A 16,124-nucleotide genomic window follows, 5' to 3' on the forward strand; every position below is an offset into this window, starting at 1 on the left:
TTATTCTTGGGTTAATCCGTTATTTTACCCTTTTCCACGGTAAACATCTTCGAATTTTCGTCCGACATGTCTATTACGTGTTCAGCACTGATCGCGCTGACAAAGACCTGTGATTGCGTCGCTTTTAAGCGGCTGGCAAGCAGTCCGCGACGCTCATCATCAAGCTCAGAGGCAAAATCATCTATCAGGTAGAGACACCGCCGCCCGCTTTCACGGGTGAGGAACTCTCCTTGCGCCAGACGTAAGGCGCACATCAACAGCTTAAGCTGCCCACGCGATAAGGTATCTTCCACCGGCGCACCGTCGGCGCGAATGCGTAAGTCCGCTTTATGCGGGCCGTGCGCGGTGTAGGTTAGCTGGCGATCGCGTTCAAAATTACGTTCCAGCACCTCAGCATATTCTGTCTCTTTCTCCCAGCCGCGCTGAAAAGAGAAAGTCAGAGTAAACTCCGGGAGAAATTGCTTACAAGTATCGGCCATATCAGCGGCGATACCGGCACTGTACTCGGCGCGCCAGGTGCTGATTTGTTCTGCCAGCGGGATCAGTTCTTTATCCCACGGGCGTAGCTGTTCATAACGAGTCACCTGGCGCAGTGCCGCATTGCGCTGCTTGAGTAATCGCTTGAGATTGCTCCAGGCGGTGAAAAATCCGGGTTCGTTGTGAAAGCATCCCCAGTCGAGGAAAGCTCTTCTGTATTTGGGGCCGCCGTTGAGTAAAGTAAACCCTTCTGGCGTTATCAGTTGCATCGGCATCAGATGCGCCAGCTCGGCGACCTTATGCCCGTCAGTACCGTCGATGCGGACTTTGCTGTCGCCCTGTTTATCTTTGGTTAGGCCAATCGCCGTCTCGCGCTCTTCGCCCTGTAAACGCCCATGGAGAATAAACGCCTCCTGCTCGTGGCGAATAACACGACCAATCTGCAAACTGCGAAACGCCCGACCGTGGCCGAGCGTATAGATAGCTTCCAGCACGCTGGTTTTGCCACTGCCGTTGGCACCAACCAGAAAGTTAAAGCCGGGAGATAAAGCGAGATCCGCGGTTTCAATGTTGCGGAAATCGCGGATCAACAAGCGGGTGAGGGACATTACAGTCTCATTGGCATGACAACATAGGCAGCCGACTGTGATGCGGCATCTTCAATCTGCACACTGGAAACCGAATCGGTCAGCATCATGCGCACGTTTTCGCATTTCAGCGCGTTCAGAACATCCAGCACATAGCTGACGTTGAAGCCAATTTCCATCTCCGCACCGCTATAGGTAACGTCGAGGATCTCTTCCGCTTCTTCCTGTTCCGGGTTATTGGCGGTGATTTTCAGCTGATTTTCGCTGACATACAGACGCACGCCGCGGAATTTCTCGTTGGAGAGGATCGCTGCACGGGCAAACGCCTGCTTGAGCAGATCGCAGCCTGCTTCCAGATGTTTGTCCGGGTTCTTCGGCAGAACGCGGCGATAATCCGGGAAGCGACCATCCACCAGTTTGGAGGTGAAGATAAAGTCGCCAACGTGGGCGCGAATGTTGTTGCTGCCAATCTGCACGCGCAGCGGATTGTCGCCGCCGTCGAGCATACGCATCAGTTCAATCACACCTTTACGCGGCACGATCACCGAATGGCTTGGCAAAGACTGACCAATTGGCATGGAACAGACCGCCAGACGGTGACCGTCGGTCGCCACGGTACGCAGTTCTTCACCTTCGGTTTCGAACAGCATACCGTTTAAGTAATAGCGAACATCCTGATGCGCCATCGAAAACTGAGTCGCTTCAATCAGACGCTTCATCGTCGCCTGCGGCAGGGTAAATTCGACTTCGCTCTGCCAGTCATCGAGGTTCGGGAAATCTGCTGCTGGCAGGGTGGAAAGCGAAAAACGGCTACGCCCGGAACGCACCAGCATCCGCTCACCTTCCAGTTGCACGGCAATTTCCGCGCCTTCAGGCAGACCACGGCAGATATCAAAGAATTTGCGCGCCGGAACGGTCGTCGCCCCTGGTTCGTGCGGCTGAACCAGCGCAACACGTGCCACCATTTCCATCTCGAGATCGGTACCGGTCAGCGACAACGTACCGTCAGCAACCTGTAACAGCAGATTACCGAGAATCGGTAGCGTAGGACGACCACCTAACGGACCGCTCACCTGTTGTAGCGGTTTTAATAAATGCTCACGTTCTACGGTAAATTTCATAGGTTTACGATGACAATGTTCTGATTAAATTTGAAAAATCTTCTTTGATATCGTGGCTCTCTTCACGCAACTGCTCGATCTTCCGGCAAGCATGAAGCACCGTTGTGTGGTCACGACCACCAAACGCATCGCCAATCTCGGGCAGACTGTGGTTAGTCAACTCTTTCGCCAGCGCCATCGCCATCTGGCGCGGACGCGCCACCGAGCGGGATCGACGCTTGGAAAGGAGATCCGCAACTTTGATCTTGTAGTACTCTGCCACCGTCTTCTGAATATTGTCGATGGTGACCAGTTTTTCCTGCAATGCCAGCAAGTCGCGCAGCGCCTCACGCACGAAGTCGATGGTGATCGCCCGTCCGGTAAAGTTGGCGTTAGCAATGACGCGGTTCAACGCCCCTTCCAGCTCACGTACGTTAGAGCGTAGACGCTTGGCGATAAAGAACGCCACTTCGCCCGGCAAACGAATGTCGTTTTCGTCGGCCTTTTTCATCAGGATCGCCACGCGGGTTTCTAACTCTGGCGGTTCGATCGCCACAGTCAGTCCCCAACCGAAGCGGGATTTCAGACGATCCTCAACGCCGTTGATCTCTTTCGGATAGCGATCCGAGGTGAGAATGATCTGCTGGTTACCTTCCAGCAGGGCGTTGAAGGTGTGGAAAAACTCTTCCTGAGATCGTTCTTTATTAGCAAAAAACTGAATATCGTCGATCAGTAGTGCATCTACGGAACGGTAGTAGCGTTTAAACTCTTCGATCGCGTTGTTTTGCAGGGCTTTAACCATGTCCTGAACAAAGCGCTCGGAGTGCATATAAACCACTTTGGCATTCGGCTTACGCGCCATAATGCCGTTACCCACCGCATGCAGCAGGTGAGTTTTACCCAGACCCGTGCCGCCATAAAGGAACAACGGGTTATAGGCACCGCCAGGGTTATCAGCCACCTGACGAGCCGCCGCGCGCGCCAGTTGGTTAGATTTACCTTCAACGAAGTTATCAAACGTGTGTTTGACGTTTACGTTAGAACGATAGGTCGGTTCTGCCGGAGCCGGGACGTTATCCCAACCGGAACGCGTAGAAGGCGCAACACGTTGCGGCTGCGCATGCGCCACCTGTGCTGGGGCCGCGACGTTGCTCGTCACTGCCGCTTGTGGCGTTTGTGTCACCGGTTTGGTGCCGACTTCAAAACGCAGCTGTGGGGCATCCGCTCCGCAGAAACTGGTTAGCAGTCCATTGATATTATTAAGGTACTTGTCCCGTACCCAATCGAGGACAAAACGGTTTGGCGCGTACAGGGCCAGCGTGTTATCGCTCAGTTCCGCCTGCAATGGGCGTATCCACATACTGAATTCTGTGGCTGGTAACTCATCCTGCAATCGGGCAAGACACTGCTGCCAAAGCGAAAGTGACACGGCGGACTCCACTCGAACAAAAGTCGATAATGACTAAGGCTGAAACATTCATGATTGTTGACGTACGTCGAAAAGACCCTGCTTGAGGGTGACGCACGAACCGCTGTCTGCGGTTATATGCCCGATCAAGATCCTGCTAAACGATCGGGACCGCGGATCATAGCCTAAACTGCGCAAGAGATCTTCTGTTTCTCACAGATTTTCCCGATTTATCCACAGGATGATCCAGAACTCGCTAAGTGTAAACGATCCTGCCGCGAGGCGGGCACGATTTACGCCGCATATTGGAAAATTTAATGACCATAGACAAAAATTGGCTTAATCGATCTAATAAAGATCCAGGACGATCCTTGCGCTTTACCCGTCAGCCCGTATAATCCTCCACCCGGCGCGCCATGCTGGTTTTCACTGGTGTGAGGTCGTACGTTTTCCCTGCGAAAAGGTGCGGAAAAGCGCGGTAAATAAGGAAAGAGAATTGACTCCGGAGTGTACAATTATTACAATCCGGCCTCTTTAATCACCCATGGCTTCGGTGTCCATCGTTTCATTTTTCGGCGGATATCCAATAAAGCCATTGAATTTATTCAAGTTTAGGTAGAAATCGCCATGAAACGCACTTTTCAACCGTCTGTACTGAAGCGCAACCGTTCTCACGGCTTCCGTGCTCGTATGGCTACTAAAAATGGTCGTCAGGTTCTGGCACGTCGTCGTGCTAAAGGCCGCGCTCGTCTGACCGTTTCTAAGTAATAAAGCTAACCCCTGAGTGGTTAAGCTCGCATTTCCCAGGGAGTTACGCTTGTTAACTCCCAGTCAATTCACATTCGTCTTCCAGCAGCCACAACGGGCTGGCACGCCGCAAATTACCATTCTCGGCCGCCTGAATTCGCTGGGGCATCCCCGTATCGGTCTTACAGTCGCCAAGAAAAACGTTCGACGCGCCCATGAACGCAATCGGATTAAACGTCTGACGCGTGAAAGCTTCCGTCTGCGCCAACATGAACTCCCGGCTATGGATTTCGTGGTGGTGGCGAAAAAAGGGGTTGCCGACCTCGATAACCGTGCTCTCTCGGAAGCGTTGGAAAAATTATGGCGCCGCCACTGTCGCCTGGCTCGCGGGTCCTGATAGCCCTCATTCGGGTCTATCAACGCCTGATTAGTCCGCTACTCGGGCCGCATTGTCGTTTCACTCCAACCTGTTCAAGCTACGGAATTGAGGCATTGCGCAGGTTTGGAGTGATAAAAGGCAGTTGGTTGACGGTGAAACGCGTATTAAAATGCCACCCTTTACACCCTGGTGGTGACGATCCCGTCCCGCCCGGACCATTTGATACCAGAGAACACTAACGATGGATTCGCAACGCAATCTTTTAGTCATCGCTTTGCTGTTCGTGTCTTTCATGATCTGGCAAGCCTGGGAGCAGGATAAAAACCCGCAACCTCAGGCCCAACAGACCACGCAGACAACGACCACCGCAGCGGGTAGCGCCGCCGACCAGGGCGTACCGGCCAGTGGCCAGGGGAAACTGATCTCGGTTAAGACCGACGTGCTTGATCTGACCATCAACACCCGTGGTGGTGATGTTGAGCAAGCTCTGCTGCCTGCTTACCCGAAAGAGCTGAACTCTACCCAACCGTTCCAGCTGCTGGAAACTTCACCGCAGTTTATTTATCAGGCACAGAGCGGTCTGACCGGTCGTGATGGCCCGGATAACCCGGCTAACGGCCCGCGTCCGCTGTATAACGTTGAAAAAGACGCTTATGTGCTGGCTGAAGGTCAAAACGAACTGCAGGTGCCGATGACGTATACCGACGCGGCAGGCAACACGTTTACCAAAACGTTTGTCCTGAAACGTGGTGATTACGCTGTCAACGTCAACTACAACGTGCAGAACGCTGGCGAGAAACCGCTGGAGATCTCCACCTTTGGTCAGTTGAAGCAATCCATTACACTGCCACCGCATCTCGACACCGGAAGCAGCAACTTCGCACTGCACACCTTCCGTGGCGCGGCGTACTCCACGCCTGACGAGAAGTACGAGAAATATAAGTTCGATACCATTGCCGATAACGAAAACCTGAACATCTCTTCGAAAGGTGGTTGGGTGGCGATGCTGCAACAGTATTTCGCGACTGCGTGGATCCCGCATAACGACGGTATCAACAACTTCTACACCGCTAATCTGGGTAACGGCATCGCCGCTATCGGCTATAAATCTCAGCCGGTACTGGTTCAGCCTGGTCAGACTGGCGCAATGAACAGCACCCTGTGGGTTGGCCCGGAAATCCAGGACAAAATGGCAGCAGTTGCTCCGCACCTGGATCTGACCGTTGATTACGGTTGGTTGTGGTTCATCTCTCAGCCGCTGTTCAAACTGCTGAAATGGATCCATAGCTTTGTGGGTAACTGGGGCTTCTCCATTATCATCATCACCTTTATCGTTCGTGGCATCATGTACCCGCTGACCAAAGCGCAGTACACCTCCATGGCGAAGATGCGTATGCTGCAGCCGAAGATTCAGGCGATGCGTGAGCGTCTGGGCGATGACAAACAGCGTATCAGCCAGGAAATGATGGCGCTGTACAAAGCTGAGAAGGTTAACCCGCTGGGCGGCTGCTTCCCGCTGCTGATCCAGATGCCAATCTTCCTGGCGTTGTACTACATGCTGATGGGTTCCGTTGAACTGCGTCAGGCACCGTTTGCACTGTGGATCCACGACCTGTCAGCACAGGACCCGTACTACATCCTGCCGATCCTGATGGGCGTAACGATGTTCTTCATTCAGAAGATGTCGCCGACCACTGTGACCGACCCGATGCAGCAGAAGATCATGACCTTTATGCCGGTCATCTTCACGGTGTTCTTCCTGTGGTTCCCATCAGGTCTGGTGCTGTACTATATCGTCAGCAACCTGGTTACCATTATCCAGCAGCAGCTGATTTACCGTGGTCTGGAGAAACGTGGCCTGCATAGCCGCGAGAAGAAAAAATCCTGATTCGGTGAGTTTTCGCTAAAATAAGGGCGGTCAGTTGACCGCCTTTTTTCTTTTCGTAGGGCGGATAAGCACCGCGCATCCGCCACACAAAGCAACAGGAACATCATGAGCGATAATGACACTATCGTAGCCCAGGCCACGCCTCCGGGACGTGGCGGCGTTGGCATCCTGCGCATCTCCGGCCTCAAAGCCCGTGAGGTTGCCGAAACCGTGCTGGGTAAACTGCCTAAGCCGCGCTACGCCGATTATCTTCCGTTTAAAGACGCCGATGGCAGCGTGCTCGATCAGGGGATTGCGCTATGGTTCCCTGGCCCGAACTCGTTCACCGGCGAAGATGTGCTGGAACTGCAAGGTCATGGCGGTCCGGTGATCCTCGACCTGCTGTTAAAACGCATTCTGACTATTCCCGGCCTGCGGATTGCCCGTCCTGGTGAGTTTTCCGAACGCGCATTTCTGAACGATAAACTCGACTTAGCCCAGGCCGAAGCGATTGCCGATCTGATCGACGCCAGCTCGGAACAGGCGGCGCGCTCAGCGCTAAACTCGCTGCAAGGCGCGTTCTCCGCACGGGTTAACCATCTGGTGGAAGCCCTCACCCACTTGCGCATTTACGTCGAAGCGGCAATTGATTTCCCTGATGAAGAGATCGATTTCCTCTCCGACGGCAAAATTGAAGCCCAGCTCAATGACGTGATTGCCGATCTCGACGCAGTACGCGCCGAGGCTCGTCAGGGCAGCTTGTTGCGCGAAGGGATGAAAGTCGTCATTGCCGGGCGTCCAAACGCCGGTAAATCAAGCCTACTGAACGCGCTGGCGGGCCGTGAAGCGGCAATCGTGACTGATATCGCCGGAACCACGCGTGACGTACTGCGTGAGCATATCCACATTGACGGAATGCCGCTGCATATCATCGATACCGCCGGACTACGTGAAGCCAGTGACGAAGTTGAACGTATTGGGATCGAGCGCGCGTGGCAGGAAATTGAACAGGCCGACCGCGTGCTGTTTATGGTTGATGGCACCACCACGGATGCCGTTGATCCAGCAGAGATCTGGCCGGAGTTTATCGCCCGTCTGCCAGCGAAACTGCCGATCACCGTGGTACGCAATAAAGCCGATATCACCGGCGAAACGCTGGGGATGAGTGAAGTGAACGGTCACGCGTTAATTCGTCTCTCGGCAAGGACTGGTGAAGGTGTGGACGTACTGCGTAACCATCTCAAACAGAGCATGGGCTTTGACACCAACATGGAAGGCGGCTTCCTGGCGCGTCGTCGTCACCTACAGGCACTGGAACAGGCGGCAGAGCACCTGCAACAGGGTAAAGCGCAACTGTTAGGTGCCTGGGCGGGTGAGCTGCTGGCGGAAGAACTGCGTCTGGCGCAGCAGAATTTAAGCGAGATCACCGGAGAATTTACCTCAGACGACCTACTGGGGCGGATTTTCTCCAGCTTCTGTATTGGTAAGTGAGTCGTCTAAATTGATATAAAGGGCACTGTTCCGTTCTGGGGAAACTAACTATCAGAACGGAACAGCGCTTGTTTTTTATGAGCATCCTGCACCGAAACTGCATTTGCTACTGGCTGGAGCGACTTTAAACACCTTGCAGTCCTGTCTTTACAGAGAACGATATTGCTTTAACCTATTAAGCTCCTCTTGCGGAAAGTTAAATTCGTCTACTGCTTTCCAGAATAGTTCTTTAAGTACAGGATTGCCATTTGCCTGACTTATTACAGATTTACCTTCATTATTCTTTTCTTCCAGCTGCATCATCACATCTTTAAGGTAATTTTCATTTTCACCAACCACAATTTTGAATATTTTCAGCCAGAGTCCCATATGTATATCATCCCCGTTATTTACCACATGAGAGAATGGCTTGCCATCAAAGTCACGGGTAAACTGCTCCACAATTTCATCGAAAGTGAATCCGTGTTGCAACGCCAGGCGAATCGCCGCATTCAGATATACGTCAATGACCTGTTTACTCATTTTCTTAAAGCTTGCAATATGCAAAGAGCAGACGGCATTATTTCTGCTCAGCGACAGTAGTTCGCTCACCACATCTTTATCATTTTCATAATGGCTGGCTATCACATCAGCTGTCTCCATCCAGGCGGCAACAATCTCCGTATACCCTTTCACTATCGCAGAATATAAGCCTGATGCCTTCGTCCATTTGTCTGACTCCCCCGTCCATTTTTCTCTTGCAGCCATCAGTTTCAATATATCTTCTTTATTTATTTCATTTTTAAACATTTTGGCTTTTATATTGGCGAGCAATATATTAACAACATTATAATTATTGGTTTTAATAGCGCTATTTAAATCATAAGTTGAGCATATTTTTTTTCCTATATAAAGAAGTATTTCATTTTTATTTACCCCAAACTCTTTCTCAAAGTCATCTATCGCCAAGAACAATGCCTTGACACTTTCTTTTTTATTTTTTGATAACGCTACAGAAATCGCGCTCACACCACGGTTATCTTTCGCAAGGAGTAGAGTTTCCAGGTCTTCCCGGCTAAAGTTAAATTTTCGGGCCAACTCTTTTAAATTTGTTATATATTCATTAATCTTATTAAGATTATCGTGTTGCAGTGACATATATAACCCATATGTTCCCCCTGGTCCTTTAGCAGCAAGAATCTCAAGAACCTTTGATACTGTCATTTCTTGGGAATTTCTTAACTTATCGAAAAAAAGAACAATATTTTCATACGTCCCCATTTGCATTAATAGATATAATGCTGATGGTGATAATGGTGGTTGCAATTCATTTTCTATACCACTTAATAAATGGGCCTGCTCTCGAGGGAGATAAGGAATTATGCCTACACACTCGGAGCAAATTTCTGTTTTTACCCATTTTATATTCGCCAACTCAATATTTATAAATGATTGTAATGACCCAAAAGAATCACAGTTTTTTGCTTTATAGCGTACTGCAGTATTGGTTGCATTAGGATCATAAAAGGATACAACATATTCAGTTTCTCCGGCAGGCGTTTGTTTTATCCTCAAGCGGACGGCCATAGCGTGTGTTTGAGATTTAACGATTGCCGCCATATGCGTTAACTTCTCTTTTTCCATTCTGTGAAAGAAGACAGATAATATCTCCCCGAACTTGTCACTAGCAACGACGCATGTACCTGGTGGTGGATTGTTTATTAGATTATCAAATTGCTGATCAAGCTCGTATGGAAAATGTTGCTGTATCCCTTCTGGAGTTGAATAGCATTCCTTCAATGGAACTTTACCTGTATTTTCATTCATTGAATCTATACAATACTGCAGAGAAATATGCCTGCACACGACTAAATCTTCTGGTTTTTCATTAAAATAAACCTTACAGTTATAATCTACAATATCATATTTACTATTAGCTTTTTTCTGCTCTTTAGTAAAACTCTCATCATCTGCGTTCGTATGAGAGCGAATAAAAATATCTTTGAGGGATGTTGTAAGCGCAGGCGGTACAAAAATCTGTGTAGCATACTTTCCTTCAGCATCCCCCACAGTTACAATCATACTTTCAGGGTCTTGCTCAGATGTTGAGACAATAATAATAAGTCCACCACCGATAAAAACCCATGGTTCAATCTCACTGCTATTATTAACAAAATTACTTAATGAACCCGCTTTTTCAAGTGAATAAACTGAAGGATTTTTAAGATACGACACTATATCGTCAACGATTAATTGAGTTTTATTTTTTCCTCCATCCAAATCAGGTATGAAAGAAGAAGATTGTACACATACTCTGCCAACAGTTACGTTATCAACCATTTCCTTTCTCCTCATTCATATGAAAGTTGTAGTAATAATAAGGTTACTATTTAAATATCAACTATCAAATTTCGCTCATTTATAGAGTTATTCGTCTTTTTACGTCATTTCCCTATAAGGTCATCGACCTGGTAATGAGGTGAGTAAACCGCGACACGTCAACGTGGGAAAAAGCTCCTTGTAATGGTATCCCTATAATCAATGCCATCACCTTCAACAATAATGATAAAAATTAAAAAATTATCCACCCACGGATTTATGTTAATATTCCGTATGCGCCAGCTCCCACAAACACAGCCAATAACTAATTGTGATTCGATTCACATTTAAACAATTTCAGCATAGACAAATTTCTTGAGTATTATACTGTAGCCTCGTGTCTTTCGAGGATAAGTGCATTATGAATATCTTACATATATGTGTGACCTCAAAATGGTTCAATATTGACAACAAGATTGTCGATCACCGCCCTTGATTTGCCCTTCTGTAGCCATCACCAGAGCCAAACCGATTAGATTCAATGTGATCTATTTGTTTGCTATATCTTAATTTTGCCTTTTGCAAAGGCTGTCTCTCATTTATTTACTTGTTTTAGTAAATGATGGTCTTGGCATATATAACTGGCGAATTAATAGATATTGCAAATATCATATTCACAGGGATCACTGTAATTAAAATAAATGAAGGATTATGTAATGGAAAACTTTAAACATCTCCCTGAACCATTCCGCATTCGTGTTATTGAGCCAGTAAAACGTACGACTCGCACTTACCGTGAAGAGGCAATTATTAAATCCGGTATGAACCCATTCCTGCTGGATAGTGAAGATGTGTTTATCGATTTACTGACCGACAGCGGCACCGGGGCAGTGACGCAGAGTATGCAGGCCGCGATGATGCGCGGCGACGAAGCCTACAGCGGCAGCCGCAGCTACTATGCGTTAGCCGAATCAGTGAAAAATATCTTTGGTTATCAATACACTATTCCGACTCACCAGGGCCGTGGTGCAGAGCAAATCTATATTCCTGTTCTGATTAAAAAACGCGAGCAGGAAAAGGGCCTGGATCGCAGCAAAATGGTGGCGTTCTCTAACTATTTCTTTGATACCACGCAGGGCCATAGCCAGATCAACGGCTGTACCGTGCGTAACGTCTATATCAAAGAAGCCTTCGATACTGGCGTGCGTTACGACTTTAAAGGCAACTTTGACCTTGAGGGATTAGAACGCGGTATTGAAGAAGTTGGCCCGAATAACGTGCCGTATATCGTTGCAACCATCACCAGTAACTCCGCAGGTGGTCAGCCGGTTTCACTGGCAAACTTAAAAGCGATGTACAGCATCGCGAAGAAATACGATATTCCGGTGGTCATGGACTCCGCACGCTTTGCCGAAAACGCCTATTTCATCAAGCAGCGTGAAGCAGAATACAAAGACTGGACTATCGAGCAGATCACCCGCGAAACCTACAAATATGCCGATATGCTGGCGATGTCCGCCAAGAAAGATGCAATGGTGCCGATGGGCGGCTTGCTGTGCATGAAAGACGACAGCTTCTTTGATGTGTATACCGAATGCAGAACCCTTTGCGTGGTACAGGAAGGCTTCCCGACATATGGCGGCCTGGAAGGCGGCGCGATGGAGCGTCTGGCGGTAGGTCTGTATGACGGCATGAATCTGGACTGGCTGGCTTATCGTATCGCGCAGGTGCAGTATCTGGTCGATGGTCTGGAAGAGATTGGCGTTGTCTGCCAACAGGCGGGCGGTCACGCGGCGTTCGTTGATGCCGGTAAACTGTTGCCGCATATCCCGGCAGATCAGTTCCCGGCACAGGCGCTGGCCTGCGAGCTGTATAAAGTCGCCGGTATCCGTGCGGTAGAAATTGGCTCTTTCCTGTTAGGCCGCGATCCGAAAACCGGTAAACAGTTGCCGTGCCCGGCTGAGCTGCTGCGTTTAACCATTCCGCGCGCAACCTATACCCAAACACATATGGACTTCATTATTGAAGCCTTCAAACATGTGAAAGAGAACGCGGCGAATATTAAAGGGTTAACCTTTACCTATGAGCCAAAAGTATTGCGTCACTTCACCGCAAAACTGAAAGAAGTTTAATTAATACATTCAGAGTGGCTATAAGGATGTTAGCCACTCTAACTCCCTACATCTTCAATAACAAAAATAGCCTTCCTCTAAAGGTGGCATCATGACTGATCAAGCTGAAAAAAAGCACTCTGCATTTTGGGGTGTTATGGTTATAGCAGGTACAGTAATCGGTGGAGGTATGTTTGCTTTACCTGTTGATCTTGCCGGTGCCTGGTTTTTCTGGGGTGCCTTTATCCTTATCATTGCCTGGTTTTCGATGCTTCATTCCGGGTTATTATTATTAGAAGCAAATTTAAATTATCCCGTCGGCTCCAGTTTTAACACCATCACCAAAGATTTAATCGGTAACACCTGGAACATTATCAGCGGTATTACCGTTGCCTTCGTTCTCTATATCCTCACTTATGCCTATATCTCTGCTAATGGTGCGATCATTAGTGAAACGATATCAATGAATTTGGGTTATCACGCTAATCCACGTATTGTCGGGATCTGCACAGCCATTTTCGTTGCCAGCGTATTGTGGATAAGCTCGTTAGCCGCCAGCCGTATTACCTCGTTGTTCCTCGGGCTGAAAATTATCTCCTTTGTGATCGTGTTTGGTTCTTTCTTCTTCCAGATCGATTACTCCATTCTGCGCGATGCCACCAGCACCACGGCGGGAACGTCTTACTTCCCGTATATCTTTATGGCTTTGCCGGTGTGTCTGGCGTCATTTGGTTTCCACGGCAATATTCCCAGCCTGATTATTTGCTATGGCAAACGCAAAGATAAGCTAATCAAAAGCGTGGTTTTCGGTTCGCTGTTGGCGCTGGTGATTTATCTCTTCTGGCTCTATTGCACGATGGGGAACATTCCGCGAGAAAGCTTTAAGGCGATTATCTCTTCAGGCGGCAACGTTGATTCGCTGGTGAAATCGTTCCTCGGCACCAAACAGCACGGCATTATCGAGTTTTGCCTGCTGGTGTTCTCTAACTTAGCTGTCGCCAGTTCGTTCTTTGGTGTCACACTGGGGTTGTTCGATTATCTGGCGGATCTGTTTAAGATTGATAACTCCCACGGCGGGCGTTTCAAAACCGTGCTGTTAACCTTCCTGCCACCTGCTTTGTTATATCTCGTCTTCCCAAACGGCTTTATTTACGGGATCGGCGGTGCCGGGTTGTGCGCCACCATCTGGGCAGTCATTATCCCCGCAGTGCTGGCAATCAAAGCTCGCAAGAAATTTCCCAATCAGATGTTCACGGTCTGGGGCGGCAATCTTATTCCGGCGATTGTCATTCTCTTTGGTATAACCGTAATTTTATGCTGGTTCGGTAACGTCTTTAATGTGTTACCTAAATTTGGCTAATCCGTTTAAGAAGCCAGCGAAATAGCTGGCTTCTTGCCTGTCAGGAAATCACTTATGTCCAAATGGCAACTCGCCTGATTCTCCTTCACCACGTATGCTTTGCGTCACCTTACTATCAGGACGCTTTAGCCCATGTCCCGCTTTTTGATTTGTAGTTTTGCCCTGGTTTTACTTTATCCCGCCGGGATTGATATGTACCTCGTTGGTTTACCGCGCATCGCCGCCGATCTCAATGCCAGCGAAGCGCAGTTGCATATTGCGTTCTCCGTTTATCTGGCAGGTATGGCAGCAGCGATGTTATTTGCCGGTAAAGTGGCCGATCGTTCAGGGAGAAAGCCTGTCGCCATACCCGGCGCGGCGCTATTTATTATCGCCTCGGTGTTCTGTTCACTGGCTGAAACCAGCACGTTATTTCTTGCAGGGCGATTTCTACAGGGGTTAGGCGCAGGCTGTTGTTACGTGGTGGCGTTCGCCATTTTACGTGACACACTGGATGATCGACGTCGGGCAAAAGTGCTGTCGTTACTCAACGGTATTACCTGCATCATTCCGGTGTTAGCGCCAGTGCTCGGACACCTGATTATGCTTAAATTCCCGTGGCAGAGTCTGTTCTGGACGATGGCAACGATGGGCATCGCAGTACTGATGTTGTCTTTGTTTATTTTAAAAGAAACGCGCCCTGCCGCCCCCGCAGCTTCTGACAAACCACGAGAAAATAGCGAGTCGCTGCTTAACCGGTTTTTCCTCAGCCGTGTTGTTATCACCACCCTCAGCGTTTCGGTGATCCTCACCTTCGTGAATACGTCGCCGGTATTGCTGATGGAAATCATGGGCTTTGAGCGCGGAGAATACGCCACCATAATGGCGTTGACCGCAGGGGTCAGCATGACCGTTTCATTCTCCACGCCATTTGCACTGGGGATCTTTAAGCCACGTACGTTGATGATCACCTCACAGGTGTTATTTCTGGCGGCAGGTATCACTCTTGCCGTTTCACCTTCCCATGCGGTTTCTCTGTTTGGTATCACGCTGATTTGCGCCGGTTTCTCGGTAGGTTTTGGCGTAGCGATGAGTCAGGCGTTAGGGCCGTTTTCATTACGCGCGGGCGTAGCCAGCTCGACCTTAGGTATTGCGCAAGTTTGCGGTTCGTCACTGTGGATTTGGCTGGCAGCGGTGGTTGGTATCGGCGCATGGAATATGCTGATCGGGATTCTGATTGCCTGTAGCATAGTGAGCCTGTTGCTGATTATGTTCGTCGCGCCTGGACGCCCCGTTGCCGCTCATGAAGAAATCCATCACCACGCTTGATCTCAATTTACTGCTCTGCCTGCAACTGCTGATGCAGGAACGCAGCGTGACCAAAGCGGCTAAGCGGATGAACGTGACGCCTTCGGCGGTGAGTAAGTCGCTGGCAAAGTTAAGAGCGTGGTTTGACGACCCGCTCTTTGTGAACTCACCGCTGGGCCTGTCACCCACACCGCTAATGGTCAGCATGGAGCAAAATCTGGCGGAGTGGATGCAAATGAGCAATTTGCTGCTGGATAAACCACACCACGAAACGCCGCGCGGTCTTAAGTTTGAACTGGCGGCGGAATCGCCGCTGATGATGATTATGCTTAATGCGCTATCGAAACGGATCTACCAACGATACCCGCAGGCGACCATCAAATTGCGCAACTGGGATTATGATTCACTGGATGCGATTACCCGTGGCGAAGTGGATATTGGTTTTTCCGGTCGCGAAAGTCATCCCCGTTCGCGGGAGCTGTTAAGCTCGCTGCCATTAGCCATTGATTATGAAGTACTGTTTAGTGATGTGCCCTGCGTCTGGTTGCGCCAGGATCATCCAGCACTGCATGAAGCGTGGGATCTGGATACCTTTTTACGTTACCCACATATCAGCATTTGCTGGGAACAGAGCGATACCTGGGCGCTGGACAATGTGTTACAGGAGCTGGGGCGCGAACGCACGATTGCTATGAGTTTGCCGGAATTCGAGCAGTCACTGTTTATGGCAGCGCAGCCCGACAATCTGCTACTGGCGACCGCACCACGCTACTGTCAGTACTACAATCAACTCCACCAACTGCCGTTGGTTGCTCTACCTCTCCCGTTTGACGAAAGCCAGCAAAAAAAGTTGGAAGTCCCTTTTACCCTACTGTGGCATAAACGGAACAGCCATAATCCGAAAATCGTCTGGTTACGGGAAACCATTAAAAATCTTTACGCGTCGATGGCATAACCGAATCGTATGAAACGCGACCCTATTTCACAATAAAATGTAAAAAAGTTGTAATAA

At 49.3% G+C, this 16,124-nt stretch carries 15 protein-coding genes; 11 read left to right on the forward strand and 4 right to left on the reverse strand.

Annotated elements, in window-relative coordinates:
- Nucleotides 1–11 precede the first annotated feature (11 nt).
- Genes recF through dnaA form a run of 3 tightly spaced genes read right to left on the reverse strand, consistent with a single transcriptional unit; the run spans nucleotide 12 to nucleotide 3,593 of the window.
- A complete protein-coding gene (gene recF / locus QUE34_RS22725; RefSeq protein ID WP_000060098.1) occupies nucleotides 12–1,085 on the reverse strand; it encodes a DNA replication/repair protein RecF in 1,074 nt (357 codons plus the stop codon).
- Nucleotides 1,085–2,185 carry a DNA polymerase III subunit beta gene (dnaN, locus tag QUE34_RS22730; protein WP_000673464.1) on the reverse strand — a complete coding sequence of 367 codons (1,101 nt, stop codon included), beginning with the start codon at nucleotides 2,183–2,185 and terminating at the stop codon, nucleotides 1,085–1,087. Before dnaN ends, recF begins: the two co-directional genes overlap by 1 nt.
- A 4-nt stretch (nucleotides 2,186–2,189) precedes the next feature.
- Nucleotides 2,190–3,593 carry a chromosomal replication initiator protein DnaA gene (gene dnaA / locus QUE34_RS22735; RefSeq protein ID WP_000059102.1) on the reverse strand — a complete coding sequence of 468 codons (1,404 nt, stop codon included), beginning with the start codon at nucleotides 3,591–3,593 and terminating at the stop codon, nucleotides 2,190–2,192.
- A gap of 296 nt (nucleotides 3,594–3,889) precedes the next feature.
- On the opposite strand from dnaA, the gene QUE34_RS22740 reads away from it, so the two are divergent.
- From QUE34_RS22740 to mnmE, 6 genes are all read left to right on the forward strand, one after another.
- The gene (locus QUE34_RS22740) at nucleotides 3,890–3,970 is read left to right on the forward strand and encodes a hypothetical protein (RefSeq protein ID WP_122134670.1); all 81 of its coding nucleotides are present in this window, start codon (nucleotides 3,890–3,892) and stop codon (nucleotides 3,968–3,970) included.
- A gap of 229 nt (nucleotides 3,971–4,199) precedes the next feature.
- The gene (gene rpmH / locus QUE34_RS22745; protein ID WP_000831330.1) at nucleotides 4,200–4,340 is read left to right on the forward strand and encodes a 50S ribosomal protein L34; all 141 of its coding nucleotides are present in this window, start codon (nucleotides 4,200–4,202) and stop codon (nucleotides 4,338–4,340) included.
- A gap of 16 nt (nucleotides 4,341–4,356) precedes the next feature.
- Nucleotides 4,357–4,716 (forward strand): ribonuclease P protein component, encoded by a 360-nt coding sequence (gene rnpA, locus QUE34_RS22750; protein ID WP_000239730.1) that lies wholly within the window; start codon nucleotides 4,357–4,359, stop codon nucleotides 4,714–4,716.
- Nucleotides 4,680–4,937 carry a membrane protein insertion efficiency factor YidD gene (gene yidD, locus QUE34_RS22755; RefSeq protein ID WP_001307474.1) on the forward strand — a complete coding sequence of 86 codons (258 nt, stop codon included), beginning with the start codon at nucleotides 4,680–4,682 and terminating at the stop codon, nucleotides 4,935–4,937. The genes rnpA and yidD overlap by 37 nt, the downstream gene beginning before the upstream one ends.
- A gap of 2 nt (nucleotides 4,938–4,939) precedes the next feature.
- Nucleotides 4,940–6,586 carry a membrane protein insertase YidC gene (gene yidC, locus QUE34_RS22760; protein ID WP_016242848.1) on the forward strand — a complete coding sequence of 549 codons (1,647 nt, stop codon included), beginning with the start codon at nucleotides 4,940–4,942 and terminating at the stop codon, nucleotides 6,584–6,586.
- Nucleotides 6,587–6,691: 105 nt separating this feature from the next.
- The gene (gene mnmE, locus QUE34_RS22765; protein WP_001282361.1) at nucleotides 6,692–8,056 is read left to right on the forward strand and encodes a tRNA uridine-5-carboxymethylaminomethyl(34) synthesis GTPase MnmE; all 1,365 of its coding nucleotides are present in this window, start codon (nucleotides 6,692–6,694) and stop codon (nucleotides 8,054–8,056) included.
- A gap of 147 nt (nucleotides 8,057–8,203) precedes the next feature.
- Here mnmE and QUE34_RS22770 read toward each other — a convergent pair whose 3' ends face one another.
- Nucleotides 8,204–10,375, reverse strand: coding sequence for a ShET2/EspL2 family type III secretion system effector toxin (locus QUE34_RS22770; protein WP_103253847.1), 2,172 nt, complete (start codon nucleotides 10,373–10,375; stop codon nucleotides 8,204–8,206).
- A 400-nt stretch (nucleotides 10,376–10,775) separates the two neighbouring features.
- On the opposite strand from QUE34_RS22770, the gene tnaC reads away from it, so the two are divergent.
- The 5 genes from tnaC to yidZ all read left to right on the forward strand — a co-directional run bounded on the left by tnaC (nucleotide 10,776) and on the right by yidZ (nucleotide 16,067).
- Nucleotides 10,776–10,850 (forward strand): tryptophanase leader peptide, encoded by a 75-nt coding sequence (tnaC, locus tag QUE34_RS22775; protein WP_001364348.1) that lies wholly within the window; start codon nucleotides 10,776–10,778, stop codon nucleotides 10,848–10,850.
- A 220-nt stretch (nucleotides 10,851–11,070) separates the two neighbouring features.
- Nucleotides 11,071–12,486: a tryptophanase gene (tnaA, locus tag QUE34_RS22780; RefSeq protein ID WP_001469007.1), complete on the forward strand. Its 1,416-nt coding sequence runs from the start codon at nucleotides 11,071–11,073 to the stop codon at nucleotides 12,484–12,486.
- A gap of 91 nt (nucleotides 12,487–12,577) precedes the next feature.
- Nucleotides 12,578–13,825, forward strand: a complete 1,248-nt coding sequence (gene tnaB / locus QUE34_RS22785; RefSeq protein ID WP_032304109.1) for a low affinity tryptophan permease TnaB — start codon at nucleotides 12,578–12,580, stop codon at nucleotides 13,823–13,825.
- 132 nt (nucleotides 13,826–13,957) lie between these two features.
- The gene (gene mdtL / locus QUE34_RS22790; protein ID WP_000086006.1) at nucleotides 13,958–15,133 is read left to right on the forward strand and encodes a multidrug efflux MFS transporter MdtL; all 1,176 of its coding nucleotides are present in this window, start codon (nucleotides 13,958–13,960) and stop codon (nucleotides 15,131–15,133) included.
- Nucleotides 15,108–16,067, forward strand: coding sequence for an HTH-type transcriptional regulator YidZ (gene yidZ / locus QUE34_RS22795; protein ID WP_024211990.1), 960 nt, complete (start codon nucleotides 15,108–15,110; stop codon nucleotides 16,065–16,067). The genes mdtL and yidZ overlap by 26 nt, the downstream gene beginning before the upstream one ends.
- Nucleotides 16,068–16,124: the final 57 nt, after the last annotated feature.

It is taken from the genome of Escherichia sp. KS167_9B (genome assembly GCF_030295215.1).
Lineage (GTDB): Bacteria > Pseudomonadota > Gammaproteobacteria > Enterobacterales > Enterobacteriaceae > Escherichia > Escherichia coli_F.